The sequence below is a fragment of the Corynebacterium sp. NML140438 genome, from assembly GCF_001875725.1.
Lineage (GTDB): Bacteria > Actinomycetota > Actinomycetes > Mycobacteriales > Mycobacteriaceae > Corynebacterium.
This window is the reverse complement of record NZ_MLCQ01000001.1, coordinates 1-22,413: the sequence shown is the minus strand read 5'-3', so window position 1 is coordinate 22,413 and position 22,413 is coordinate 1. Positions and strand designations below refer to the sequence as shown.

19 protein-coding genes and 1 tRNA gene are annotated in these 22,413 nt (G+C 63.2%); 12 read left to right on the top strand and 8 right to left on the bottom strand.

What is annotated here, in order from left to right:
• Nucleotides 1-783 precede the first annotated feature (783 nt).
• The gene (locus BJP08_RS00100) at nucleotides 784-2,136 is read right to left on the bottom strand and encodes a sodium/glutamate symporter (protein ID WP_071567603.1); all 1,353 of its coding nucleotides are present in this window, start codon (nucleotides 2,134-2,136) and stop codon (nucleotides 784-786) included.
• Nucleotides 2,137-2,215: 79 nt separating this feature from the next.
• On the opposite strand from BJP08_RS00100, the gene BJP08_RS00095 reads away from it, so the two are divergent.
• Nucleotides 2,216-3,316, top strand: a complete 1,101-nt coding sequence (locus tag BJP08_RS00095; RefSeq protein WP_071567602.1) for a hypothetical protein — start codon at nucleotides 2,216-2,218, stop codon at nucleotides 3,314-3,316.
• Here the strand turns inward: BJP08_RS00095 and BJP08_RS00090 are convergent.
• Nucleotides 3,273-4,115, bottom strand: a complete 843-nt coding sequence (locus BJP08_RS00090) for a carbon-nitrogen hydrolase family protein (RefSeq protein WP_071567601.1) — start codon at nucleotides 4,113-4,115, stop codon at nucleotides 3,273-3,275. The genes BJP08_RS00095 and BJP08_RS00090 overlap by 44 nt on opposite strands.
• An 89-nt stretch (nucleotides 4,116-4,204) precedes the next feature.
• On the opposite strand from BJP08_RS00090, the gene BJP08_RS00085 reads away from it, so the two are divergent.
• From BJP08_RS00085 to BJP08_RS00075, 3 genes are read left to right on the top strand one after another with little or no spacing between them, the layout of a single operon-like run.
• Complete coding sequence (locus tag BJP08_RS00085) at nucleotides 4,205-4,450, top strand: hypothetical protein (protein ID WP_071567600.1); 246 nt, start codon at nucleotides 4,205-4,207, stop codon at nucleotides 4,448-4,450.
• Nucleotides 4,443-5,627 carry an alpha/beta hydrolase gene (locus tag BJP08_RS00080; protein ID WP_071567599.1) on the top strand — a complete coding sequence of 395 codons (1,185 nt, stop codon included), beginning with the start codon at nucleotides 4,443-4,445 and terminating at the stop codon, nucleotides 5,625-5,627. The genes BJP08_RS00085 and BJP08_RS00080 overlap by 8 nt, the downstream gene beginning before the upstream one ends.
• 46 nt (nucleotides 5,628-5,673) lie before the next feature.
• A complete protein-coding gene (locus BJP08_RS00075) occupies nucleotides 5,674-7,437 on the top strand; it encodes a pyruvate dehydrogenase (protein ID WP_071567598.1) in 1,764 nt (587 codons plus the stop codon).
• A gap of 611 nt (nucleotides 7,438-8,048) precedes the next feature.
• Here the strand turns inward: BJP08_RS00075 and BJP08_RS00070 are convergent.
• From BJP08_RS00070 to dnaK, 4 genes are all read right to left on the bottom strand, one after another.
• Nucleotides 8,049-8,447 carry a heat shock protein transcriptional repressor HspR gene (locus BJP08_RS00070; RefSeq protein WP_070361811.1) on the bottom strand — a complete coding sequence of 133 codons (399 nt, stop codon included), beginning with the start codon at nucleotides 8,445-8,447 and terminating at the stop codon, nucleotides 8,049-8,051.
• A 2-nt stretch (nucleotides 8,448-8,449) separates the two neighbouring features.
• Nucleotides 8,450-9,655, bottom strand: a complete 1,206-nt coding sequence (gene dnaJ, locus BJP08_RS00065) for a molecular chaperone DnaJ (protein ID WP_071567597.1) — start codon at nucleotides 9,653-9,655, stop codon at nucleotides 8,450-8,452.
• Nucleotides 9,656-9,757: 102 nt separating this feature from the next.
• Nucleotides 9,758-10,339, bottom strand: coding sequence for a nucleotide exchange factor GrpE (grpE, locus tag BJP08_RS00060; RefSeq protein ID WP_071567596.1), 582 nt, complete (start codon nucleotides 10,337-10,339; stop codon nucleotides 9,758-9,760).
• Nucleotides 10,340-10,369: 30 nt separating this feature from the next.
• Entirely contained in the window at nucleotides 10,370-12,199 is a 1,830-nt protein-coding gene (gene dnaK / locus BJP08_RS00055) for a molecular chaperone DnaK (protein ID WP_071567595.1), read from the bottom strand.
• Nucleotides 12,200-12,440: 241 nt separating this feature from the next.
• Between dnaK and BJP08_RS00050 the strand changes: the two genes are divergently transcribed.
• The 6 genes from BJP08_RS00050 (at nucleotide 12,441) to BJP08_RS00025 (ending at nucleotide 19,368) form a co-directional block, all read left to right on the top strand.
• On the top strand, nucleotides 12,441-13,703 hold the full coding sequence (locus BJP08_RS00050; protein ID WP_083428313.1) for an AI-2E family transporter: 1,263 nt from the start codon (nucleotides 12,441-12,443) through the stop codon (nucleotides 13,701-13,703).
• 58 nt (nucleotides 13,704-13,761) lie between these two features.
• Nucleotides 13,762-15,117 carry an FAD-dependent oxidoreductase gene (locus BJP08_RS00045; protein WP_071567594.1) on the top strand — a complete coding sequence of 452 codons (1,356 nt, stop codon included), beginning with the start codon at nucleotides 13,762-13,764 and terminating at the stop codon, nucleotides 15,115-15,117.
• A 9-nt stretch (nucleotides 15,118-15,126) separates the two neighbouring features.
• Complete coding sequence (locus tag BJP08_RS00040) at nucleotides 15,127-15,837, top strand: hypothetical protein (RefSeq protein WP_143109949.1); 711 nt, start codon at nucleotides 15,127-15,129, stop codon at nucleotides 15,835-15,837.
• Between the two features lie 124 nt (nucleotides 15,838-15,961).
• Entirely contained in the window at nucleotides 15,962-17,191 is a 1,230-nt protein-coding gene (locus BJP08_RS00035) for a Na/Pi symporter (RefSeq protein ID WP_143109948.1), read from the top strand.
• 217 nt (nucleotides 17,192-17,408) lie between these two features.
• Nucleotides 17,409-18,059, top strand: coding sequence for a DUF1707 domain-containing protein (locus BJP08_RS00030; protein ID WP_071567592.1), 651 nt, complete (start codon nucleotides 17,409-17,411; stop codon nucleotides 18,057-18,059).
• A 22-nt stretch (nucleotides 18,060-18,081) separates the two neighbouring features.
• Nucleotides 18,082-19,368: a pyridoxal phosphate-dependent aminotransferase gene (locus BJP08_RS00025; RefSeq protein ID WP_083428311.1), complete on the top strand. Its 1,287-nt coding sequence runs from the start codon at nucleotides 18,082-18,084 to the stop codon at nucleotides 19,366-19,368.
• Here BJP08_RS00025 and BJP08_RS00020 read toward each other — a convergent pair.
• Nucleotides 19,365-20,633 carry a UDP-glucose/GDP-mannose dehydrogenase family protein gene (locus BJP08_RS00020; protein ID WP_143109947.1) on the bottom strand — a complete coding sequence of 423 codons (1,269 nt, stop codon included), beginning with the start codon at nucleotides 20,631-20,633 and terminating at the stop codon, nucleotides 19,365-19,367. The genes BJP08_RS00025 and BJP08_RS00020 overlap by 4 nt on opposite strands.
• Nucleotides 20,634-20,644: 11 nt before the next feature.
• On the bottom strand, nucleotides 20,645-21,208 hold the full coding sequence (gene dcd, locus BJP08_RS00015; protein ID WP_071567591.1) for a dCTP deaminase: 564 nt from the start codon (nucleotides 21,206-21,208) through the stop codon (nucleotides 20,645-20,647).
• A gap of 46 nt (nucleotides 21,209-21,254) precedes the next feature.
• Between dcd and BJP08_RS00010 the strand changes: the two genes are divergently transcribed.
• Together BJP08_RS00010 and BJP08_RS00005 are read left to right on the top strand one after the other, a co-directional pair.
• A complete protein-coding gene (locus BJP08_RS00010) occupies nucleotides 21,255-22,154 on the top strand; it encodes an alpha/beta fold hydrolase (protein ID WP_177221686.1) in 900 nt (299 codons plus the stop codon).
• A 57-nt stretch (nucleotides 22,155-22,211) separates the two neighbouring features.
• Nucleotides 22,212-22,285: transfer RNA gene (locus BJP08_RS00005), tRNA-Gly, on the top strand.
• Nucleotides 22,286-22,413 lie beyond the last annotated feature (128 nt).

Sequence of the window (22,413 nt, the reverse complement as noted above, 5' to 3'; positions counted from 1 at the left end):
CGCCCCAACCCCACAACCCATCACGATCTAACACCCAAACACGTTCACAACCACTTGACACAAAGCGTTTCGGGGTTTTGGTTTTGCGTTGCCCCTGGCCATTGGGATCGCGCGAGGGAATTTGGTGTCACTTCAGCCGACCCGAGTGACAAAAGACGCAACCGCAAACCTCTATCCCTTGCTTGCCAGGCGATATGAATGGCTAGCCCAATTAGAGTTGCGTCCTTTGTCACTCATCCCCTCACATCGAGTCATGCAACCCCTCGATTGTTCTACTTGCCTCATGTGATTGTCATGCGCTGACGCTGGCAGTTGCCTCTAGTGACTGCCCCTTTTTTCTGACATCGCCCAGCTAGAACGGAAGCGTCATAAAACATGAGGCACTTCCCAGCACATTGTTGACGTTGTTGCTTATAACCAAGGAGTAAAGCTTTTATCCCCACTTTTATCAGGTATCTACCTGTTTATTTTCGCTGAGGACGCGGATTATCTCCGATGAACGTTATGAAGCTCAACATGCATCCAGCAAGCAGGAAACCACTAACCTGCAAGTGAGTAGCCCAATTCCCGCCGCCCCCGGAAACAGCGAGGAAAATTGCAAACGCTATAGCTACTAGACAATGGATGACAAGACGACCATGTGCATACAGTCGCCGATTCTTTGGCCATACATACTCGAGGAACCAGCTCACTGCTGAAAGAACAAGATAAAAAACAATTCCAGCGAGTATCCCAGGAACTATATAAAGCATGGTTTCCCTCCTTCAACGGGGAGTTCAGCCCTTATTCCTTGGCAGCCACGGCTCCCGAGCCGTATTTCTTGGCAGGCACCCACTTCAGAGCGAACGCGCCGACCACTACCGCAACGGCAATGCCGAACACGACCCAGCCGAACGCGGTCGTGAACCCGGCGATGATGGCGATCGGGGCAAGGATGGTCATGCCGATTTCGAAGGGTGCGAAGCCGACGTAAGCGACGCCGTATTCGTTCAGGGTGCCGGACTTCAGTTTGGGGTCGACCATCTTGAGCAGGGCGATACCGGTGGCGACGGCGGCGGTTGCCCAGCCCCAGCCGAAGATGCCGCGCTCGAGCCAGTTTTCACCGAAGAAGAGCGGACCGGCCCACAGCATCCAGACTACGCAGAAGATGGTGCCCAGCACGAACATAATAAGGAGGGCCTGCCAGTACCCGGCGAGTGCTGCGGGGACGATGGAGGCGATGCCGAAGGCGATCATGAAGTCGGTGGCGGCGCCGGAGACGGTGGAGATGGTTTCGCGGTCGAGGTAGTTGGGTCGCTTGAAGGCGACGAGGAGTCCACGGCCGATGAGTCCGATGACGAAGGCCATGGCGAACAGTGGGATGGAGACGTTGCTCCACATGCCTTTGATCCAGGTGTTGACCATGTAGGCGATCAGCACGGTGATCAGGATGAAGCCGGCGTGGAGTGCCAGCGGCTCGATGGAGGACGGGTTGGTGGTTGCGCGTCCGATGGATGGCCGTTCGGATTCGGTGGCGATGTAGCCGGTGCGCAGGTCTTCGGGGAGGGTGCCACGGAGTTCGGTTGCTTTGCCTTTCCGGATACCCCAGTTTGCGACGATGACGCCACCCACGATCGCGACGAGGGTTCCCACGGTGGCGGAGGTGAATCCGATGGAGGACGCTTCGGCGATGCCGATGTCCTCAAGTGCGGAGCCGACGGCGGCAGCGGTGCCAAAGCCGCCGACGAAGCCGACCGGGAGCATCATGCCGAACCATGGTTCGGTGCCGAAGAATGGCGCGAAGAAGTACAGCCCCAGGAGGATGAAGATGCCCCACTGGCCCATGAACATGGCCGTCGAGTAGCCCCACATGTTACGGGCGCCTGAGGCGACGGAGCCGCCGAGGTTCATGGAGTAGGCCATGGAGGCGAACACGACGGCGATGAGCAGCGTTGTATAGGTGCCGACTTGGTCGGACCAGTGAATCACGCCGAGGACCTCTTGCCCGAGGATGAGCCCGAGCAGCCCGGCGGTGATCGGTGCCGGCAGGAGCAGCGCCTGTAACACTTTCAGTCGGTTTCGGAGCACGTTTCCGATAATGAGCAGGATCGAGATCCATCCGATATCCGTCAGGAGCGTGTACGGCGTGTAGTCCACTGCGGCACCTTTCTCTCTATTTGTTTCCCTGCTCACAGTAGTCCACCTCACGGTCGCTGGAAAGCAGTACGCTGATCCTATGAGAAAGTTTGCCCCCGTTGCTGATGGTCCGAATGCGGCCGCGTTGCAGGTGCTCGCGGAGCAGGATTCCGAGGTGCGCGCCACACTGTTTGAACGCATTGTGGAGCAGTATCCGCAGGCAGCGATGGTGTTTCCTGCAGGCGCCACGGAGGTACCCCAAGTGCTTCTCGACGCCACTTCGTTCACCCTCGCTTCCACCCAGGAGTCCGAGTCGGCGGGGGCAACAATCCCTGAGGCAACCCTTACCCCGCTGCGCGAGTGGGCGTTGGATCTGCGGCGCACTGGGTTTCCGGCGTCGGAGTTTCCGGCGGTGGCGGAGATCGTTGGTGGGGTTGTGGGCGTCGATACGCAGGTGTTGGTGCGGGCGGCGCGGGAGATGGAGCGGGTGTCGCGGGAGGCTGACGAGGCCGGGGTGGCCGCCGCGTCGGTGGCGCAGGTGACGCAAGTTGCTCAGGACGGACCGGCGTGGATTGTGCGGGCGGAGGCGTCTGTGGTGGTCGGGTACGCGGCGGGGCAGGCGTTGCCGGTGATGCGCGCGGGCAACCAGGGCGTGTGGTGGGCGTGCGCGCCGGCGGTGCCGCCGAACCGCTTCGGGCAGCTGGAGTTCCACCTCGACGGGCCGGATGTGGAGGTCGGCGATTACCTGACGTTGGGGGCTGCGCGTGGCCCGGCGGTGCGGGCGAACCGGCCGAAGATGCTGCTCGTGGCGGTGGGCACCGGTTGGGCGGCGGCGAAGTCGGTGGTGTTCGGGCTCATTGAGGAGCGCATCCGCCCCGAGGTGCACCTGGTGGTGTGCGGGGACGCCGCCTCCGACTTTTACGACGCCCGCACCATCAACTCACTCGCCGATTCCCAACCGTGGCTGCAAGTCACGCGCGTCGCGCCGACCCCGGGCGAGTTTGGGGAGAGCGCGGCGAAAGCGATTTGGGTGCCGGGGTCGGCGTTCGTGTCGGCGCCGGGCACGTGGTGGGACCACCAGATCGTGCTGTGTGGCAAGGCCGCCGACGTCGCGAAGTACCGCGAGGCCCTGGAGGCGGCGGGCGCTCGTGGCGTGCTTACATGCGAGACTGACGCAGCGGTCCAGTTTCCGAAAGCCTAATCAACGGGACGTCCTCCTGTACGGCGACGACCTCCGCGATGTCGATGTCGGCGTCGAGGAGCTCGGGGCCGTAGCCGGCCTCCACAATCCTGCGCCCGTCCGGCGCCACGAGCGTGGAGAACCCGATGCCAGTCGGACCAGATTTCTCGCCGGCCTCGATCTCGTGGTTGGGGCGGGCCTGCCCGGCCGCCGCGATGAATACGCCGGCGTCGAGGGCGCGGGCGCGCGTCAATATACGCCACTCCTTCAGCTTGCCTGGGCCGTCCGCCCAGCTCGTGGGCACCACGATGACGTGCGCGCCCATCGCCGCCAACTCCTTGAACTGCTCGGGGAAGCGGATATCGAAGCAGGTGGCCACGCCGACGGTGGCGTCGCCGTGCCGGAACGTGAGCAGGGTGTCGCCGGCCTTGACGGTGCGGGATTCGTGGTAGCTGTGGGCGTCGTAAAGGTGCACCTTGTCATAGGTGAGGATGCGTGGGGTCTCGCTGTGACCGTCCAAGATAAGGGTGGTGTTGTAGACGCGGTTGATGCTGCCGACGGTGTCCGCCGGGCGGAACGAGCCCGCCACGATGGTCACGCCCAGCTCCTTGGCCAGGGAAAACAGCCCCTGCGTGAAAGGTCCGTCGGTGTCCTCGGCCTGGTAGTCGAGGCGGCCGGCCCCAAACGCGTGCGAGGCCGCCTCCGGCAGCACGATGAGCGTCGCACCGCGGCGCGCGGCCTCTCTGACCTGGGGCTCTATGCGCGAAAGGTTGCGCATTTTATCAGGCCCGCTGGTAAATTGTGCCAACACGATACGCATGTGGATAACTTTAGCGAATCTGAAGTTTTATCCACAGGGTTTTCGGTTGTTTCCTTGCCCCGTTTCGGCAGCTTTCCGAGGATGGGTGCATGCATGTATCAACAACCGTCCCGTCCCTCGCCCGTTCGCACCGCGTCGCCCGCACGTCGCTTCCCCGCGCTGAGCTGCGCGACAGCGCCAGCGGGGCCGCATTGCGCTCGCTGGGAGATCGCGCCCAATCGCTTTTCGACGCCTCCACCACCGCCCTCAACACGCACTTAGAATCCATCGCCTCATTTGCGGACGACTGCATCCACTGCGACGCCCGTCTCGCGGAGGCGTTGCGCCATGTCTGATACCTACCGCCCAGCCCTGGACGCCGGACAGCTGCTGGTCGCTGCGGGTGTGGTGGAGGGCGCCGTCGCCAAGTTCCGCGACCGTTCCCAGGTGTGCCACGTTGCAAGGTCCGACCTGGTGGGGGCCGGTTTTCACGGCTCAGCGCCCACCGCAGCATTGCGGCGCCTCCAGCGTGTCGACGCCACCTTCGCCCACCCCGCCGACGACCTCACGCAAGCCGCCAAGGTGCTACGCCGCTACGCCACCTGGCAGGCGCGCCTGGATGCGATGGCGCGTTCCCTGCGCGGCAGTCCCGTCTACTCGCTGGCCGTGCAGGTGCTCAACGGGGTCTCGCGGACCTTCGACGCGTTGTGCGCCGCCGAGCTCGAAGCACTCTGCAAGGCGCGTGAGCGTGACCTGGAGGCGGCGCGCGGGCACGTGCCGCTCATCGCCCACCACGGCGTATCCCTTGACCAGGTGCATCGGAGCAACATGGCCACACTCGACCCGGCGCGCCGCGAGCTGGTCACGGCCGCTGGTGCGACCGTGCTGGAGGCGGGTCCTGTGTCGGCGACGCTGGCGGTCGGTGACGTAGTGGACCCGGCGCGCGTCATCACGATGGTCGCCGGCGTATCCACCGGCCGCCCCGAGAGCCTGGGCGGTGAGCTTGCCCGGGCGCAGTTCCTCGCCGAGAACACCGGAGCGACCGTCATCCTCTGGCAGGGCTACGACCCGCCACCCAACGTGGTCAACGGCCTGGATCCCGGTCCGGCGCGCCGCGGCGCCGACGATCTCTCCGGCTTCCAACTCGCGCTCACCGACCGCTTCCCGAACGCCCACCGGGTGGTGCTTGCCCACAGCTACGGCACCCGCGTCGCAACCGAAGCGGCGGTCCACCACGGCCTGCTTACCGACCAACTCTGGCTCGTCGGCAGCGCCGGCGTCGCCGGTACCCACGTCAGCGATCTGCAGCTTGCTGGTCCGGACTCGCGCGTCGTCGCCGTCGACTCCCCCGATGACCCAATTTTATGGACCAGGTCCGGTTCGCAAGCGGTGCTGGGGGCGTCGCCAACCGATCCTGCCTACGGCGCGCGCGTTCTACCTGGTGTTTCGGGCGGACATAGCGACTACTTCACAGACGAGGCCTTTATGTCAGCTCTCACACAATCTTTCGAGTTCCAGGAGATGAAAAGGTAACATGATAAGCGGTTAATTTATTCTTCAAATAAAGGAGATTTTGGAAATGGCTCAGAACTTCGCCTCGGCATTCGTTGCCAAGCTGAAGGAACTCGGTGTCAAGCGCATCTACGGTCTCGTCGGCGACTCCCTCAACCCACTTTCCGACGCCGTGCGCACCCAAGGCATCGAATGGGTCCACGTGCGCAACGAGGAAGCAGCCGCATTCGCCGCCGGTGCCGACGCCCTCGCCACCGACGAAATCGCCGTCTGCGGCGCATCCTGTGGCCCAGGCAACACCCACTTCGTCCAGGGCCTCTACGAGGCACACCGCAACGGCGCCAAGGTCCTCGCGATCGCCTCGCACATCCCGTCCTTCCACATCGGTTCCTCCTTCTTCCAGGAAACCCACCCCGAAATGCTCTTCAACGAGTGCTCCTCCTACTGCGAGATGGCCAACTCTGCCGACCAGGGCATGCGCGTCGTCCACAACGCCATCCAGAACACCATGTCCGGCAACGGCGTATCGGTCGTCGTCGTCCCAGGTGACGTCTTCGCCCAAGAAGTCACCGCCGACGCCCCAACCCTGTCCGGCAACTACGCCACCGGCAGCAACAAGCGCATCTTCCCAGACCCGACCGAGGCCGCCCGCCTCGTCGAAGCCATCAACGAAGCCGACACCGTCACCCTCTTCTGCGGCTACGGCGCCAAGGACGCCCGCGACGAGGTCTTCGCACTCGCCGAAAAGATCAAGGCACCAGTCGGCCACTCCTTCCGCGGCAAGATGTACATCGAGTACGACAACCCATTCGACGTCGGCATGTCCGGCCTCCTCGGCTACGGCGCCTGCCACGAAGCCTCTGACAAGGCAGACCTCTTCATCATGGTCGGCACCGACTTCCCATACACCGACTGGCTGCCAAGCAAGAACGTCGCGCAAATCGACATCGACGGCGCCCACATCGGCCGCCGCACCAAGGTGCAGTACCCCGTCATCGGCGACGTCAAGAGCGTCATCGAAAATATCCTCCCGCACATCGAGGAGAAGAAGGACCGCTCCTTCCTGGACGCAATGCTGAAGCGTCACGCCGAGTTGCTCGAGTCGGTCGTCGGCAAGTACACGACGGAAGCCCGCGAAGCTCGCACCCCGATCCACCCAGAGCTTGCCGCCTCCGTCCTCGACGAACTCGCCGACGAAGACGCCTACTTCACCGTCGACACCGGCATGTGCAACGTGTGGTCCTCCCGCTACCTCACCCCCAACGGCAAGCGCGACGAATCCGCATCCTTCCTGCACGGCACCATGGCCAACGCCCTCCCACAGGCCATCGGCGTCCAAGCCGCATTCCCCGACCGCCAGGTCATCTCCTGGTCCGGCGACGGCGGCCTCGGCATGCTGATGGGCGAACTCCTCACCGTCAAGCTGCACAACCTGCCAGTGAAGACCATCGTGTTCAATAACTCCTCACTCGGCATGGTCAAACTCGAAATGCTCGTCCAAGGCTTCCCCGAGCACGAAACCGACCACGACGGCGTCAACTACGCCAACATAGCCGAAGGCGTCGGCATCAAGTCCTTCCGCATCGAAGACCCGAAGGACCTGCGCCCGAAACTCAAAGAGGCCCTGGCTTACGACGGCCCCGTCCTCGTCGACATCGTCACCGACCCGGACGCCCTGTCCATGCCACCACACATCACCTGGGACATGATGAAGGGCTTCACCAGCGCCGCAACCAAGACCGTCCTCGACGGTGGCGTCGGCCGCATGGTCGACCTGGCACGCTCCAACCTCCGCCACATCGGCGGTGCAGCGTCGATCACGTTCAAATAGTGGTGCGTTAGGCTTTTGTCGGCTGTGTGGCCCCGGGCTTTTGCCCGGGGCCACTTTGCGTTTCTGGGGCTTGTGGGCTGGCTTCTCTTGCCGATTAAAAAAGTTCCCGCTCCCGGGAACCATTTTGCGTTTCAGGCATGTTCCCGTCGACCAGCACTTGCGTTTCCCCAGGTTGCGTCGTCTGTCTACGAAGAATGTTCCCGCGACCACCGCGCTCACGCACCACATTCCGGGTTTTCGGGATCTGGTTTTGCGTTTTCCCAGGTCGCGAAATCTCCAGGTAGGAAAAGGTGCGCAGGTTTTTAGCGGGGGCTAGCGGCGAGTGACAAAAGACGCACCTCCAATTGATATAGATGTTCATAGTGGCTGGTCAGGAATGGGCTACCTTTTCCTAGCTGCGTGATTTGTCACTGCGCCGGTCCAAGTCGCACCAGATTCACGGTTCTCGGGACGGCTGCGTGGCATTTCCCAAGGTCGCGGCCCCGAGTAGAGGAATGTGGTGTCGCGCAACCTGGGCGCTGCGTGCAAACCCAGAACAAGAACCCCAAAGCAAACGAAAACAGCCGCCGCCAAGCATAAAGCCAGGCGGAGGCTGTCCTGTCTTACCGCGCTTACCGCGCCCGGCGCCGCGATCTGGCGGAGGACGGCTCCCACGTCACCAGCGCGGTTGAGCGTGGCACGTGAACGAGTTCTCCGCCGCGGGGGCGTGATTCCAAGCGTTGGCGTAGTTGCGCATTTTCTTCGCGTTTGGCCGCCAGTTCTTCTTGGAGCTCGTCGATGTGTTCGGTGAGCTCGATGATGGTTTTGATGCCGGCCAGGTTGACGCCGTCTTCCTGGGAGAGTTGTTGGATCCGGCGCAGCATGGAGATGTCGCGTCGGGAGTAGCGGCGTCCGCCGCCACTGGTCCGCATCGGCGTGACGAGGCCGATGCGGTCGTAGGTGCGCAGAGTTTGGGCGTGCATGCCGGTGAGTTCGGCGGCAACGGAGATGACGTAGTACTCCTCAGCCATGGTTATGCACCTCCTGCCCACCCGGCGCGCGGGTCGAAGCCGGAGTCGCGTTCGGCTTGTTGGTAGGCGCGCAGCGCGCTGGTGGCGGCTGCGTCCAGGTCCTTGGGCACTGCGACTTCGACGGTGACCAGCAGGTCGCCGGCGTTGCCGGATTTGCGCGGCACGCCGCGTCCTTTGACGCGCAGGGTGCGCCCGTTGGGGGTGCCTGCGGGGACCTTCACGCGGACGTGTTTGTCCAGGGTGGGCACGGTGATGGTGCCGCCGAGGGCGAGTTCACTGAAGGAGACGGGGACGGTGACTTCGAGGTCGTCGCCGGTGCGGGTGAACACTTTGTCGGGGCGGACGTGGACGGTGACGAAGAGGTCGCCGGCTGGTTTGCCGTTGGGTCCTGCTTCGCCTTGTCCAGCGAGGCGCACTTTTTGGCCGTCGACGACGCCGGCGGGGATGCGCACCGTGATGGTGCGGGAGCGCCGGACGGTGCCGGTGCCGTGGCACGTGGTGCACGGGTCCTTGATGACGTCGCCGGTGCCGCCGCAGTTGGTGCATGGGCGGGCCATGCCGAAGGCACCGGAGTTCTCGCGGACGTAGCCGGAGCCGTGGCACTGGTCGCATTGGGTGACGTGGCCGGATTTGGATCCGGAGCCGTGGCATGTGGTGCATGGGGCGTCGCCGGTGAGTTCGACGGGGAAGGTGGTGCCTTTGGCGGCTTCGCGGAAGTCGAGGGTTATTTCCGTTTCGACGTCCGCCCCCCGCGACGGCCGAGCGTTCCTGCTAGTAGCGCCGCCGCGGTTAAAGAGGCCACCGAAGAGATCACCAAGGCCGCCTTCTCCAGCTTGTCCAGCACTCCCGGCTCCTCCGAAGAGGTCGGAGAGGTCGGAGAAGTTGAAGTCGCTCTGCCCCGTTTGGCGAAACCCTCCCGGAAAGCCGGGACCTCCCGCCCCTCCGAATCGGCCGCCGAAGCCGCCGGAGCTCATCATTGCTTTGAACTGGTCGTATTCTTTGCGTTTTTCTTCGTCGCCGACGACGTCGTACGCTTCTGCCACCTTCTTAAACTTCTCCTCGGCGGCTTTGTTGCCGGGGTTGGAGTCGGGGTGGTTTTCGCGTGCGAGCTTGCGGTATGCCTTTTTGATGTCGGCTGTAGACGCGTCTTTGGAGACACCGAGGTCGCCGTAGTAGTCCTTGTTGGCCCATTCTTGTTGCATAGCCATCTCGCACCCTCCTTTCTCGGATGATTCTGTTATTGAAAGTACAAAACCGGGGCGTGAAGGCCGCTTTTCGCGCACCTCACGCCCCGGCCCTGGGTTTTGTTGTTACTCGTTGTCTTCAGCAGGCTCTTCCGCGGGGTCGGCGATGATGACCATTGCGTTTCGCACGAGTCGGTCGCCTACGCGGTAGCCCTTGCGCAGGACGGTGCCGATGACTTTGTCGTCGCCGGAGGACAGGTCTTGGACTGCCTCGTGGGTTTCGGGGTCAAAGGCGTCGCCTTCTGCGCCGAAGGCTTGGACGCGTTGCGCGGTGGCTACGCCGCGGAGTTTGTCGGCGAAGGCCTTCAGTGGGCCTTCGTTCAAGTCTCCGTGTTGTTCGGCGAGGTCGAGGTCGTCGAGAAGCGGGAGCAGTTCGGTGGCGAAGGCTGCTTTCGCATGCTCGGCGATGGCCGCGCGTTCCCGCTCTGTGCGGCGCCGGTAGTTTGCGTACTCGGCGCTGACACGTTGCAGGTCTTCGGTCCTTTCAGCAAGCTGCTTTTCGACGTCATCCTGCTCGCCCTCGTCCGTTTCCGGTGCAGCGTCGGCGTCGACCTCGTCCTCAGCCTCGGCAGCCTCTGCGGCTACGGTCTCAGCTTCTTCGATCAGGTCTTCAACCTGCTCCGGTTCCGGAGTGTTCGGGTTCGTCATGGTGACCTCCTTTCGCAGTGTTGCTGTTGTTTACTTGGTTTCGTCGGTGTCTTCGTCGACAACCTCGGCGTCGACAACGTTGTCGTCGGCTGCCTCGGCCTGGGTCGCGCCCTCGTTGGCCTGTGCCTCGTAGAGCACCTTGCCCAACTCCTGCGACTCAGTGTTCAGCTTCTCGACGGCCGACTTCACCGCTTCAAGGTCATCTCCCTTGAGTGCTTCGTCGACGGCGTCGGCTGCCTCGGTGACGCGGGTCTTGAGGTCCTCCGGCAGCTTGTCGGCGTTGTCCTCCATGAACTTGCGCGTCTGGTAGGCGGCGGACTCTGCACCGTTGCGGGTTTCCTGCTCCTCGCGGCGCTTCTTGTCCTCGTCCGCGTGTGCCTCGGCGTCCTTGATCATGCGGTCGATCTCCTCCTGGGACAGGCCGGAGCCGTCCTGGATCTTGATCGTGTTTTCCTTGCCGGTCGCCTTGTCCTTCGCGGAGACGGACACGATGCCGTTGGCGTCGATGTCGAAGGTGACCTCAATCTGCGGAACACCGCGCGGTGCCGGAGCGATGCCTGCCAGCTCGAAGGATCCGAGCAGCTTGTTGGCTGCTGCCATCTCGCGCTCACCCTGGAAGACCTGGATCTGCACGCTTGGCTGGTTGTCTTCAGCCGTGGTGAAGGTCTCGGAACGCTTCGTCGGGATGGTGGTGTTGCGCTCGATGAGCTTGGTCATCACGCCGCCCTTGGTCTCGATGCCGAGGGAGAGCGGGGTGACGTCGAGAAGCAGGACGTCCTTGACGTCGCCGCGCAGGACACCTGCCTGCAGCGCCGCACCGAGAGCCACGACCTCGTCCGGGTTGACGGACTTGTTCGGCTCCTTGCCGCCGGTAAGCTCCTTGACCATGTCGGTCACGGCCGGCATACGGGTGGACCCACCGACCAGCACAACGTGGTCAATCTCGCCGACGGAGAGGCCAGCGTCCTTGATGACCTGGTTGAACGGCGCCTTGGTGCGGTCCAGCAGGTCAGAGGTGATCTTCTGGAACTCGGTGCGCGTCAGCGTCTCGTCGAGGAACAGTGGGTTCTTCTCGGCATCAACCGTGATGTATGGCAGGTTGATGGATGCCTGCTGGGAGGAAGACAGCTCGATCTTTGCCTTCTCAGCGGCCTCACGTAGGCGCTGCATCGCCATCTTGTCCTTGGACAGGTCAACGCCCTGTGCGGACTTAAACTTATCGACGAGCCACTCAACCACGCGGTTGTCCCAGTCGTCACCACCGAGCTCGTTGTCACCCGCGGTTGCCAGGACCTCTACGACGCCGTCGCCGATCTCCAGCAGGGAGACGTCGAAGGTGCCGCCACCAAGGTCGAAGACCAGGATAGTCTGCTCCTTGTCAGCCTTCTCCAGGCCGTATGCCAGTGCAGCTGCCGTCGGCTCGTTGACGATACGCAGGACGTTCAGACCTGCGATCTGGCCGGCTTCCTTCGTAGCCTGACGCTGTGCGTCCTCGAAGTAGGCAGGGACGGTAATGACGGCGTCGGTAACCTCCTCGCCGAGGTATGCCTCTGCGTCCCTCTTCAACTTCTGCAGCGTACGTGCGGAAATCTCCTGCGGGGTGTACTTCTTGCCATCAATTTCGACCGTCCAGTCCTCGCCCATGTGACGCTTGACGGAGCGGATCGTGCGGTCAACGTTGGTGACCGCCTGGTTCTTCGCGGACTGGCCAACCAGCACCTCGCCGTTCTTCGCAAACGCGACGACGGACGGGGTGGTGCGTGAACCCTCAGCGTTCGCGATAACTACCGGCTCTCCGCCTTCAAGGACAGAGACAACCGAGTTCGTCGTACCAAGGTCAATACCTACTGCGCGTCCCATTTCTACATTTCCTCCTGTGTTTGTCGAAGTCATTTCTGAAGTTAATCCGAAGTTGAATCGCCTCGGCTCAACTTGACGGGAACCACTGTAGCAGAAGTTCCGCCAACCTTGAGCCTGTCGCGCTCAATCCTTACAACATGCAATCCAGAAAGTTATTCCCACTCGACTCAACTTTCTTTCTTTCCACAGCTCAGGGGGGCTAAATAAGTTATGTCGGAGAGGTCTGGCACAATATGTTGCTATGAACAACGAAGTTGAACCACAGGAGGAAACACAGCCCACCGCGGCCGACGCCGCGCAGGAGCTTTCCTCAGAAAATGTTGACCGCAGCACGGTCATCGCCTCCGACGGGCGCACCGCGGCAGCTTGGGCGGCGAGGTTCATCATCATCGTCGCCGCGACCGCCCTTCTCCTTTACCTACTGAAGTACGTCTGGATGGGCCTGCTGCCGATCTTCTTGGCGCTCATCGTGTCTACTGTGTTGTGGCCACCCGTGAACTGGCTGCGGGAGAAGAAGGCGCCGCCGGCACTCGCATCGGCAGGCGTACTCGTGGGGGCGTTCGCCATCATCGGCGGCATTTTCGCCGCGATGGCCCCGACCGTTCGCACCCAGGGCACCCAGCTCGTCGACCAGGCGCAGCAGGGTATTGACCAGATCACGCACTGGCTGCGCGACAACGTCGATAACGAACTCATCGATCCAACCAAGGTTCAAGAGGTCGTCGACCAGGTCACGAACGTCCTGCGAGGCCAGGCCTCCAACATCGCGTCTGGTGTGTTCTCAGGCCTCGGGGCGATCGCGTCCGTCGGCACCACCTTGGCGCTGACCCTGATCCTCACCTTCTTCTTCCTGAAAGACGGCTCGAAGTTCCTGCCGTGGCTCAAGGGTTACGTCGGCGTGCGCGCCGGTTGGCACCTCACCGAGGTCTGCATGCGTTCCTGGAACACGCTGTCCGGATTCATCCGAACGCAGGCGGTCGTCTCGGCTGTCGACGCCGTCTTCATCGGCCTCGGCCTGCTCCTACTCGGCGTGCCACTGTGGCCGGTCCTGGCAGTGATCACGTTCTTCGCGGGCTTCGTCCCCATCATCGGTGCGGTCACGGCAGGCGCGTTGGCGGTGATCATCGCGCTGGTCTCCAACGGCCTGACCAACGCCATCCTGGTGCTCGTGCTCATCATCGTGGTGCAGCAACTGGAGAGCAACATCCTCCAGCCGATCCTGCAGTCCCAGGCAATGGGCCTGCACGCAGCGATCGTGCTGCTCTCCGTAGCGCTCGGCGGCACGCTGTTCGGCATCGTCGGCGCCTTCCTCGCGGTGCCGGTCGCCGCGGTCCTGGCCGTCTGGTTCCGCTACTGGGCAGAGATGGTCTCGCTCCGAACAGGCGAAGTCACCCCCGACGAGGTCCAAATGGCCACCCAACAGAGCCAGACTTTGGACTCCAAGGAGGCCTTCAACGCCGTGCGCGAACACATGGCACAAATGGGCAGGCGCTCCAAGAACTAAGCACGTAGCGCTATATTGTTAAGATAACTAGCCTCAAAAACCGAAAGGACATATTTCTATGAGTCTGCGCGTCGCTGTCGTAGGTGCCGGGCCAGCCGGTATCTACGCATCCGATCTGCTCATCCGCAATCAGGAGCACGAGATCCACGTCGACCTGTTTGAGCAGATGCCTGCGCCGTTCGGCCTCATCCGCTACGGTGTCGCCCCAGACCACCCGCGCATCAAGGGCATCGTCAAGTCGCTGCACAACGTGATGGACAAGCCGAACCTGCGCTTCCTGGGCAACATCACCGTCGGCCGCGACATCACCATCGATGAGCTGCGCGAGTACTACGACGCCATCATCATCTCCGCGGGCGCCGTCCGGGACCGCGAGTTCCTCGTCCCAGGTGGCGACAAGTCGATCGGTGCCGGCGAGTTCGTCGGCTTCTACGATGGCAACCCGCGCTTCGAGCGCTCCTGGAACCTGGAGGCGCGCGAGGTCGCGGTGGTGGGCGTCGGCAATGTGGCGCTGGATATCTCCCGCATCCTGGCGAAGACCGGCGACGAACTGCTGGTCACTGAGATCCCGGACAACGTCTACGAGTCCCTGAAGAACAACAAGGCCGAGGTCATCCACATGTTCGGCCGCCGCGGCCCGGCGCAGGCGAAGTTCACGCCGAAGGAGCTACGCGAGCTCGACGAGTCCGACACCATCCAAGTGCTCGTCGACCCTGAAGACATTGATTACGACGGCCCCTCCGAGGAACTGCGCCGCGCCGACAAGTCCATCGACCTGAACTGCCAGGTCCTGGAGCAGTACGCGATGCGCGAGCCGGACGACGCCCCGCACAAGATCCACATTCACTTCTTCGAGTCCCCTGTTGAGGTACTCACCGAGGGCGACGCCATCGTTGGTATCCGCACCGAGCGCACCGAGTTCGACGGCGAAGGCGGGCTGCGCGGCACCGGCAAGTTCACCGACTGGCCAGTCCAGCAGGTCTACCATGCCATCGGCTACCGCTCCGAACCCGTCGAGGGCGTCCCGTTCGACCTTGAGCGCCACGTCATCCCGAACGACGGTGGCCACGTCCTCGGCGAGGACGGCTTCGAGGACTCCCTCTACGTCACCGGCTGGATCAAGCGTGGCCCGGTCGGCCTGATCGGCAACACGAAGTCGGACGCGAAGGAAACGACCGACATGCTCATCGCCGACGCTGACGCCGGCAAGCTCACTGCCCCGGTCCACGAGGACCCGGACGCCATCCTCGGACTTCTCGACGAGCGCAGCATCGACTACACCACGTGGGACGGCTGGTACCGCCTCGACGAAGCGGAGCGCAAGCTCGGCGAAGAGTGTGGCACCCACAGCCGCGAGCGTAAGAAGATCGTCGAGTGGGACGAAATGGTCTCCTACGCCCACCACAAGCGGTAAGTTGCTGGCATGCGCCAGTTTATGAAGAAGATCGCCGCCGCCTGTGTAGGCGTCGCCACCGCCGCTGCCCTGCTCGCCCCCGCCGCCGACGCGCGGCCGGTGGTGAACCAGGGCGACCGAGTCCGCCTCGATATGGGGCTCGCCTACGGCATCTGCACCGTCGGCTATGTCGACCGGGCGCGCAACCAGATCGCCATCGCTCGCCACTGTGTGAAGTTCCCGTTCCAACAGGTGCTTGACGGCAGCGGCCGACGCATCGGCACGGTGGTCTCCTTCCCAGGCTGGTTGGTGAGCGCCGACGGCCCCAACGACTTCGCCTACGCCACTCTCTCCGGTGCTACCGCCGGAGCCAACCGCCTCTCCGGTGACGCGAAAGTCCACCCCAACGCGGTGCGCCCAGGCGAGCGCGTCTGCGCCTACGGCGCCACCACGCGCCGCGAGTTCTGCGGGCACGTCACCGGGGTGCGCGGCAACATGATCGCCACCTCCATCGGCGGGCCACGCCACGGCGACTCAGGCGGCCCCATCTGGATCCCAGGCCGCGGCTTCGTCGCAGTCACCTCCGGCGGAGTTTGGAAGGACAAGAAGTACTGGCTGACGGGTTCCTACCCAGAGCTGTACTTCGGTCCCGAACTGCTGTCCCCTGTTTCCATGGACCTTGACCAGCCCACGACGTCGTCAAACTCCACTTTTGGCTGGTACGCGCGGCAGCTGCTATAAGTTCGCCTAAAGTTCACTTTGGTGTTACCGGCCGTGCACATGCCCACATTATGGTGATATGTTGGCCCGTGCCTTGGGCCCTTTTTGGCGAGAGGTTTTTCGACGACAGGAAGCGCTTCACCTTATGAGCATGGACACCGCGACTACGACGTTCACGCATCACCCCGACGGGGCGGATGCAGGCAAGAAAGACCCACTCGGTTTCTTGCCGTTCGGTGGTCCCTTCAAAACGTTCGTGGACTGGATGTCCGTCGTGGTCGCGGTGTGGCTGCTGCTCAACGCGGTGAGCATGATCGGCGCCGGATTCCAGCTGGCTGCAGGAGATCGCGCCGAGGAACTCTTCTCGTTTGCGCAGAACCCGTTCGTGGGCCTGGGCATCGGTATCTTGGCGACTGCGATTATGCAGTCTTCGTCCACCACGACGTCGATTACCGTCGGCATGGTCGCGGGTGGCCTGCCGATCGAGATCGCTATCCCGATGCTCTTCGGCGCCAACTTGGGCACCACCGTCACGGCCACTCTCGTCGCGCTGGGCCTTTCCGGCAATAGGGAGCAGTTCCGCCGCGCGTTCTCGATGGCCACCGTGCACGACTTCTTCAACCTCATCGCACTAGCGATCTTCATGCCGCTTGAGCTCGCCACCGGATTCCTGCAAAAAACCTCCGGTGCAATCGCGCACTACACCAGTGGCGGCTCCGGCGGCATCCTCAACACGGTCTTCAGTGGCATCGGTGACTTTGTCGACGCCATCACCGAACCACTCGTCTCCCTCGCCGAAACCGCCGTCAGCCCGCTGAGCCACGTGTGGGGCGGCATCATCCTCTCGATTGGCGGCATCGCCCTGATCATGGTGGTCATCGGGTTTATCGGCAATATGCTCGGCACCCTGCTGGTCGGCCGGGCGCAGGAGTTCCTGCACGCGGCGCTCGGCAAGGGTACCTTGTCGGGCGTGCTTTCCGGCGCCATCATCACCACGGCGGTGCAGTCCTCCTCCACCACCACGTCCCTGACGGTGCCGCTGGCGGCGTCGGGCAAGTTCCACATGCGTGACCTGTTCCCGTTCGTGGTCGGCGCCAACATCGGTACCACGGTCACCGGGTTGATCGCGGCGTTTTCCGCGCCGCCCGAGGTTGCCGAGGTCGCCATGCAGACCGCCCTGGTGCACACCCTCTTCAACACCTTTGCAGCCATCATCATTATGTCGGTGCCGTTCCTGCGCGCACTTCCCCCAAAGGGTGCCGAGTGGCTCGCCGGACTCGCCGATAAAAACAGGACCTACATCTTCATCTGGGTCGGCAGCGTGTTTTTCGCGCTGCCGCTGCTGGCGATCTTTATCACCAACTGGGTGTCGTAGAGGTTTGCAAATCCCACCTTCGCCCTCGTCCCCTTGTGACAGAAAGTTCCCGCCATTCAGGTGAATCCGGGACCTTTCTTCATGGACATACGTCGCCACCTGGGAAAACGCAGCAGCCAGTCAACCGCAACAGGCCCAAACTGCGAAATGGTTCCCCGGCTTGGGAACGATTTCAGAAACTACGACAGTCCGCGCCAGCCAAGTATGCTTAGGAGCTATGACCATGCCTCAGCCGAATCCGAATTTCCAGTTCAACTACCGCATCAGTGACTCCGACCGCAATGACGCGGTGACGGCGTTGTCGGTGGCGTTCGGTGAGGGGCGTCTGACCATGGATGAGTTCGATAGGCGGTGTGCGGCTGTCGCGAAGGCGGAGTACTCGCCGGACCTCATGGCGTTGTTCCAGGACCTGCCGCAGAAGCCTGGCCAGTGCCAGGTGCCGGCGCGGCCAGTCCAGAACTCCCCGGTGTACACGGGTGAAGACATCGAGCTGGCCCGCAGGAGGGGCCGCAATGTGCGCGGCGGGCTGATGGGCTTATCGACGATCGCCAGCCTCGCCCTCATGGGCGTCTTCGCTGAGATGCGGGTGGACTCGTTGATGATGTTTTCGCTGCTGATCATCCCAACCGTGTTTATCCTGCTGTATGTGATGAAGGTCGGGCCGGATAGCTGGTATACGCCGTCGGTGCGGCAGATTCAGCGGGCGCAACGCCAGGCGGTCAAGATGCAGCAGTTGGAGTTGCAGTCGCGGCAGGCGGCGGAGATCGCGATGCGGAAGCAGCAGCAGCGCCAGCAGATGGACCAGCTGAAGAACGATGCGTTGAACATCGCGCAGCAGACGATGCACCGGTTCAACAAACGTGGGTAGGTTCGGGCGCTAGTATTGGCACATGGCCAACAAGAAGCAATCAGAAGCATCAGAAGACAAGAGCCCGCAACACACGCCTTTCAAGCGGCACCGGCATTTTGATCAGGCCGAGAAGCTTAAGAATGTGTTTTATGACATTCGCGGCCCGGTGAGCGCGACTGCGGAGGAGATGGAGCGCGACGGCCATACCATCCTGAAGCTGAACACGGGCAACCCGGCCGTGTTCGGGTTTGAGGCGCCGGATGTGATCATGCGCGACATGATTGCCAATTTGCCGACGTCGCAGGGCTACACTACGTCGAAAGGCATCATTTCGGCGCGGCGCGCGATTGTGACGCGCTACGAGATGATTCCGGACTTCCCAGCGTTCGACATCGACGATGTGTACCTGGGCAACGGCGTGTCGGAGCTGATCAGCATGGTCACGCAGGCCTCCCTGAACGAGGGTGATGAGATTCTCATTCCGACGCCGGACTACCCGCTGTGGACGGCGGCGTCGACACTTGCGGGTGGCAAGGTGGTGCACTACAAGTGCGACGAGGAGGACGACTGGAACCCCTCGCTGGAGGATATCCGCTCCAAGGTCACCAGCAAGACGAAAGCGATCGTGGTGATTAACCCGAACAACCCGACGGGTGCGGTGTACTCGCGGGAGACGCTCGAGGGCATCGCGAACATCGCGCGTGAGCACGAGCTGATGATCTTCGCCGACGAGATTTACGACCGCATCCTTTACGACGGCGCCCAGCATATCTCCATGGCGGAGGTTGCCCCGGACGTGATCACCCTGACGTTCAACGGCTTGTCGAAGGCGTACCGGGTGTGCGGGTACCGCGCCGGCTGGATGGTGATTACGGGTCCGCGCCGCCGGGCGAAGGGCCTCATCGAGGGCCTGGATCTGCTGTCCGGCACGCGCCTGTGCGCGAACGTGCCTGGCCAGCATGCGATCCAGGTGGCCCTGGGTGGGCGTCAGTCGATTTATGAGCTCACGGCGGACGGCGGCCGCCTGCACAAGCAGCGCAACGTCGCCGTGCGCAAACTCCGCGAGATCCCGGGTATCTCCGTCGTGGAGCCGAAGGGCGCCCTGTACGCCTTCCCGAAGATCGACACGGAGATGTATCACATCCACGACGACGAGCGCTTCATGCTGGACCTGCTCAAGAGCGAGAAGATCCTCATGGTGCAGGGCACCGGCTTCAACTACCCCACCCCGGACCACTTCCGCGTGGTCACGCTGCCGTGGGCGTCACAGCTGGAAAACGCCATCGAGCGCCTGGGCAACTTCCTCGCCGACTACCACCAGCACTAGCGGATAACGCGCCAGCCCGCCTGCTGCCAGGTGGGCACGTCGAGGGCGTTGCGGGCGTCGATAATCACTCGCTTGTCGACGCCCACCAGCGGCTGCAGAAACGCATCCCACTCGGTGGCCAGGATGCACAGGTCCGCGCCTGCGGTGGTCTGCGCGAGCGTGCCGGGAAAGTCAAGGTCGAGGTAGGCGGCGCGGGCGTTGTCGAGTGCCTTCGGGTCGTGGACGCGCACGTGCGCGCCGGCGTCGTGGAGGCGCTGCGCCACGTCGAGGGCGGGCGAATCCCGGATGTCGTCCGAGTTCGGCTTGAACGCCGCCCCCAGCACCGCGATGGTGCGCCCCTCCAGCGTGCCGAGCTCCCGTCGCACCAGGTCAACGACGCGGGCGCGGCGGCCCTGGTTGATGGCGTCGACCTCCCGGAGGAAGCGCACCGAATCCCCCGCGCCGAGCTCGTCGGCGCGCGCGATGAACGCCCGGACGTCCTTCGGCAGGCACCCGCCGCCGAAGCCGAGGCCGGCGTTCAGGAACTGGCGCCCGATGCGCCCGTCCATCCCGATCGCGTCCGCCAGCTGGGTGACGTCCGCACCAGTTGCGTCGCAGACCTCGGCGACCGCATTGATGAAAGAAATCTTCGTGGCCAGAAACGCATTCGCCGCCACCTTGACCAGCTCAGCGGTCGGAAGGTCCGTCACCAACATTGGTGAGCCCTGCTCAATAGGGGTCGCGTACACCTCCCGCAGCACCTGCTCCGCGCGCCCGCCCGGGCGCTGCCCCACCACGATCCGGTCCGGCGCCAACGTGTCCTTCACCGCGTGGCCCTCGCGCAGAAACTCCGGGTTCCACGCCACCTCCACCGCATCCGAGAAACGCTCCTGCAGGCGGCGCGCAGTGCCCACCGGCACCGTCGACTTCCCCACCACCAGGTGCTCCCCTTTCAGGATTGCGGCGAGGTGGGAGGTGGCGTCGTCAAGAAATGAAGTGTCTGCGGCAAGCCCACCGGAAACCTGCGGCGTGCCGACGGCCAAAAAATGCACCCGCGCGAACCCCGCCGCCTCGCGCAGATCGGTCGTGAAGCGCAGGCGACCCGACGCCGTGTGACGCTTCAGCAATGTGTCGAGGCCGGGCTCGAACAACGGCGCCCTCCCCGACTGCAGGGCCGCAACCTTGCGCGCATCCGTGTCCACCGCCAGCACCTCGTGGCCGAGCTCAGCCATGCACGCGGCGTGCGTCGCCCCCAAATACCCCACGCCGACCACCGACAACCGCATACGCGAGGCCCCTACCGGAAGTTCAAATACGCCTTCGACGGCGTCGGACCCCGCTGCCCCTGATACTTCGAACCCAACGCACCACTGCCGTACGGCACCTCCGCAGGCGACGTCATCGCGAACAATGCCAACTGGCCGACCTTCATCTCCGGCCACAACACGATCGGCAAATTCGCCACATTCGACAGCTCAAGCGTGATGTAGCCCGAGAACCCCGGATCGATGAACCCGGCCGTCGAGTGCGTCAACAAGCCAAGCCTGCCCAGGGAGCTCTTGCCCTCCAGACGCCCAGCCAAATCCGACGGCAACGTAAACTTCTCCAACGTCGACGCCAACACAAACTCGCCCGGGTGCAGCACAAACCCCTCACCCTCGGGGACCTCCACCAGCGTGGTCAGATTCGGCATCTCCTCACGCGGATCAATATGGGTATAGCGCGAGTTATTAAACACGCGGAAGAACCGATCCAAACGCACATCTACCGAAGACGGCTGCACCAACGCAGCGTCATACGGTGTAATACCGAGGCGTCCCGAATCAACAGCGTCACGAATGTCATGGTCTGAAAGAAGCACGGCGCCCAGTCTAGCCTGCTTTGACGCGGGGGCTACACTAAGCAACATGCATCGAATTATCTCAACCTTTCTATTGACCGCGGCGCTCGCCAGTGCGCCAGTGGCCTCCGCCGCCACGACCGACACCAGCGACATCTTTAACGACGCCTCTTGCGTCCCCGCCGCCGACAAAACCACACCCGTGTTGTACGTGCACGGCACCGCCGGCAACACCGAAAACTGGGCCCAAAACGCCGTCGCCCTCAAAGCCGCGGGCTACTGCGTGTGGGGCTTCAACTACGGCCGTGGCAGCGGACTGCCATCTCTCTTCCCTGGCTCCTACGGCAACGCCGACATCAACAGCTCCGCGCGCGAACTCGCGCGCAACGTCGAACGCGTCAAGGAAGCAACCGGCTCCGACCAGGTCGACCTGGTCGCACACTCCCAAGGCGGACTGCTGGTGAAGAAGTACATCGCCGAACTCGGCGGCGGCGACAACGTCCGCCGCGCAGTCACCGTCGGCGCTACCTTCCACGGCACCGACCTCAACGGCGCCGGCCGATTCCTCTCCCCCATCGCCCGCGCACTCCCACGCCTCGCGGCGTTCCTCGTCGGACCAGGCGCACTCCAACAGCTCAACGACTCCCCCGAGATCCAGGCCCTCAACGCACTCCCCGACACCCAAGCCGGAATCGTGTACACCTCGCTCTATTCACCATCCGACGTCACCGCCACCCCAAACAGCACCTCAATCCTGCAAGCTGTCGACGGAGCGGACGTCGTCAACATCAACATCGAAGCATCCTGCCCGAACTCCGGCCGAGTCCTGCACCCCAACATGCAGTCCGACCTCACCGTCGCGGCCCTCACCCGGTGGGGCCTCGAGCGCACCGCCGACGACCGCACCCCCAACCAGCGCGCCTGCTCACTCAGCGCACTCCCCGACGGGTCCGACGCAGCCCGCTAGCGTTTGGCGAATTAGCAGCGCGGTGCTAAAATTACCCACTGCTGCATTACATGCGCTGCCGGCGTAGTTTAGTGGTAGAACATCAGCTTCCCAAGCTGAGAGTGCGGGTTCGATTCCCGTCGCCGGCTCCACTGTCCTCAGTCGCGACATAGTTGACAACTCAGTCGCGACATGGTGGACAAACCGGTGCCTTGGTTTTTATTTTTCCGAGGCACCGGTTTTGTGTTTAGGCCAGTGGAGGTTGGCCTTTTCGCCAGTA

What these genes read in the sequence shown, in the direction of transcription:
- BJP08_RS00095 (WP_071567602.1), top strand. Translation starts at nt 2,216, where the DNA reads ATGAGAAAGTTTGCCCCCGTTGCTGATGGTCCGAATGCGGCCGCGTTG.
- BJP08_RS00090 (WP_071567601.1), bottom strand. Translation starts at nt 4,115, where the DNA reads ATGCGTATCGTGTTGGCACAATTTACCAGCGGGCCTGATAAAATGCGC.
- BJP08_RS00085 (WP_071567600.1), top strand. Translation starts at nt 4,205, where the DNA reads ATGCATGTATCAACAACCGTCCCGTCCCTCGCCCGTTCGCACCGCGTC.
- BJP08_RS00080 (WP_071567599.1), top strand. Translation starts at nt 4,443, where the DNA reads ATGTCTGATACCTACCGCCCAGCCCTGGACGCCGGACAGCTGCTGGTC.
- BJP08_RS00075 (WP_071567598.1), top strand. Translation starts at nt 5,674, where the DNA reads ATGGCTCAGAACTTCGCCTCGGCATTCGTTGCCAAGCTGAAGGAACTC.
- BJP08_RS00070 (WP_070361811.1), bottom strand. Translation starts at nt 8,447, where the DNA reads ATGGCTGAGGAGTACTACGTCATCTCCGTTGCCGCCGAACTCACCGGC.
- dnaJ (WP_071567597.1), bottom strand. Translation starts at nt 9,655, where the DNA reads ATGGCTATGCAACAAGAATGGGCCAACAAGGACTACTACGGCGACCTC.
- grpE (WP_071567596.1), bottom strand. Translation starts at nt 10,339, where the DNA reads ATGACGAACCCGAACACTCCGGAACCGGAGCAGGTTGAAGACCTGATC.
- dnaK (WP_071567595.1), bottom strand. Translation starts at nt 12,199, where the DNA reads ATGGGACGCGCAGTAGGTATTGACCTTGGTACGACGAACTCGGTTGTC.
- BJP08_RS00050 (WP_083428313.1), top strand. Translation starts at nt 12,441, where the DNA reads ATGAACAACGAAGTTGAACCACAGGAGGAAACACAGCCCACCGCGGCC.
- BJP08_RS00045 (WP_071567594.1), top strand. Translation starts at nt 13,762, where the DNA reads ATGAGTCTGCGCGTCGCTGTCGTAGGTGCCGGGCCAGCCGGTATCTAC.
- BJP08_RS00040 (WP_143109949.1), top strand. Translation starts at nt 15,127, where the DNA reads ATGCGCCAGTTTATGAAGAAGATCGCCGCCGCCTGTGTAGGCGTCGCC.
- BJP08_RS00035 (WP_143109948.1), top strand. Translation starts at nt 15,962, where the DNA reads ATGAGCATGGACACCGCGACTACGACGTTCACGCATCACCCCGACGGG.
- BJP08_RS00030 (WP_071567592.1), top strand. Translation starts at nt 17,409, where the DNA reads ATGACCATGCCTCAGCCGAATCCGAATTTCCAGTTCAACTACCGCATC.
- BJP08_RS00025 (WP_083428311.1), top strand. Translation starts at nt 18,082, where the DNA reads ATGGCCAACAAGAAGCAATCAGAAGCATCAGAAGACAAGAGCCCGCAA.
- BJP08_RS00020 (WP_143109947.1), bottom strand. Translation starts at nt 20,633, where the DNA reads ATGCGGTTGTCGGTGGTCGGCGTGGGGTATTTGGGGGCGACGCACGCC.
- BJP08_RS00010 (WP_177221686.1), top strand. Translation starts at nt 21,255, where the DNA reads ATGCATCGAATTATCTCAACCTTTCTATTGACCGCGGCGCTCGCCAGT.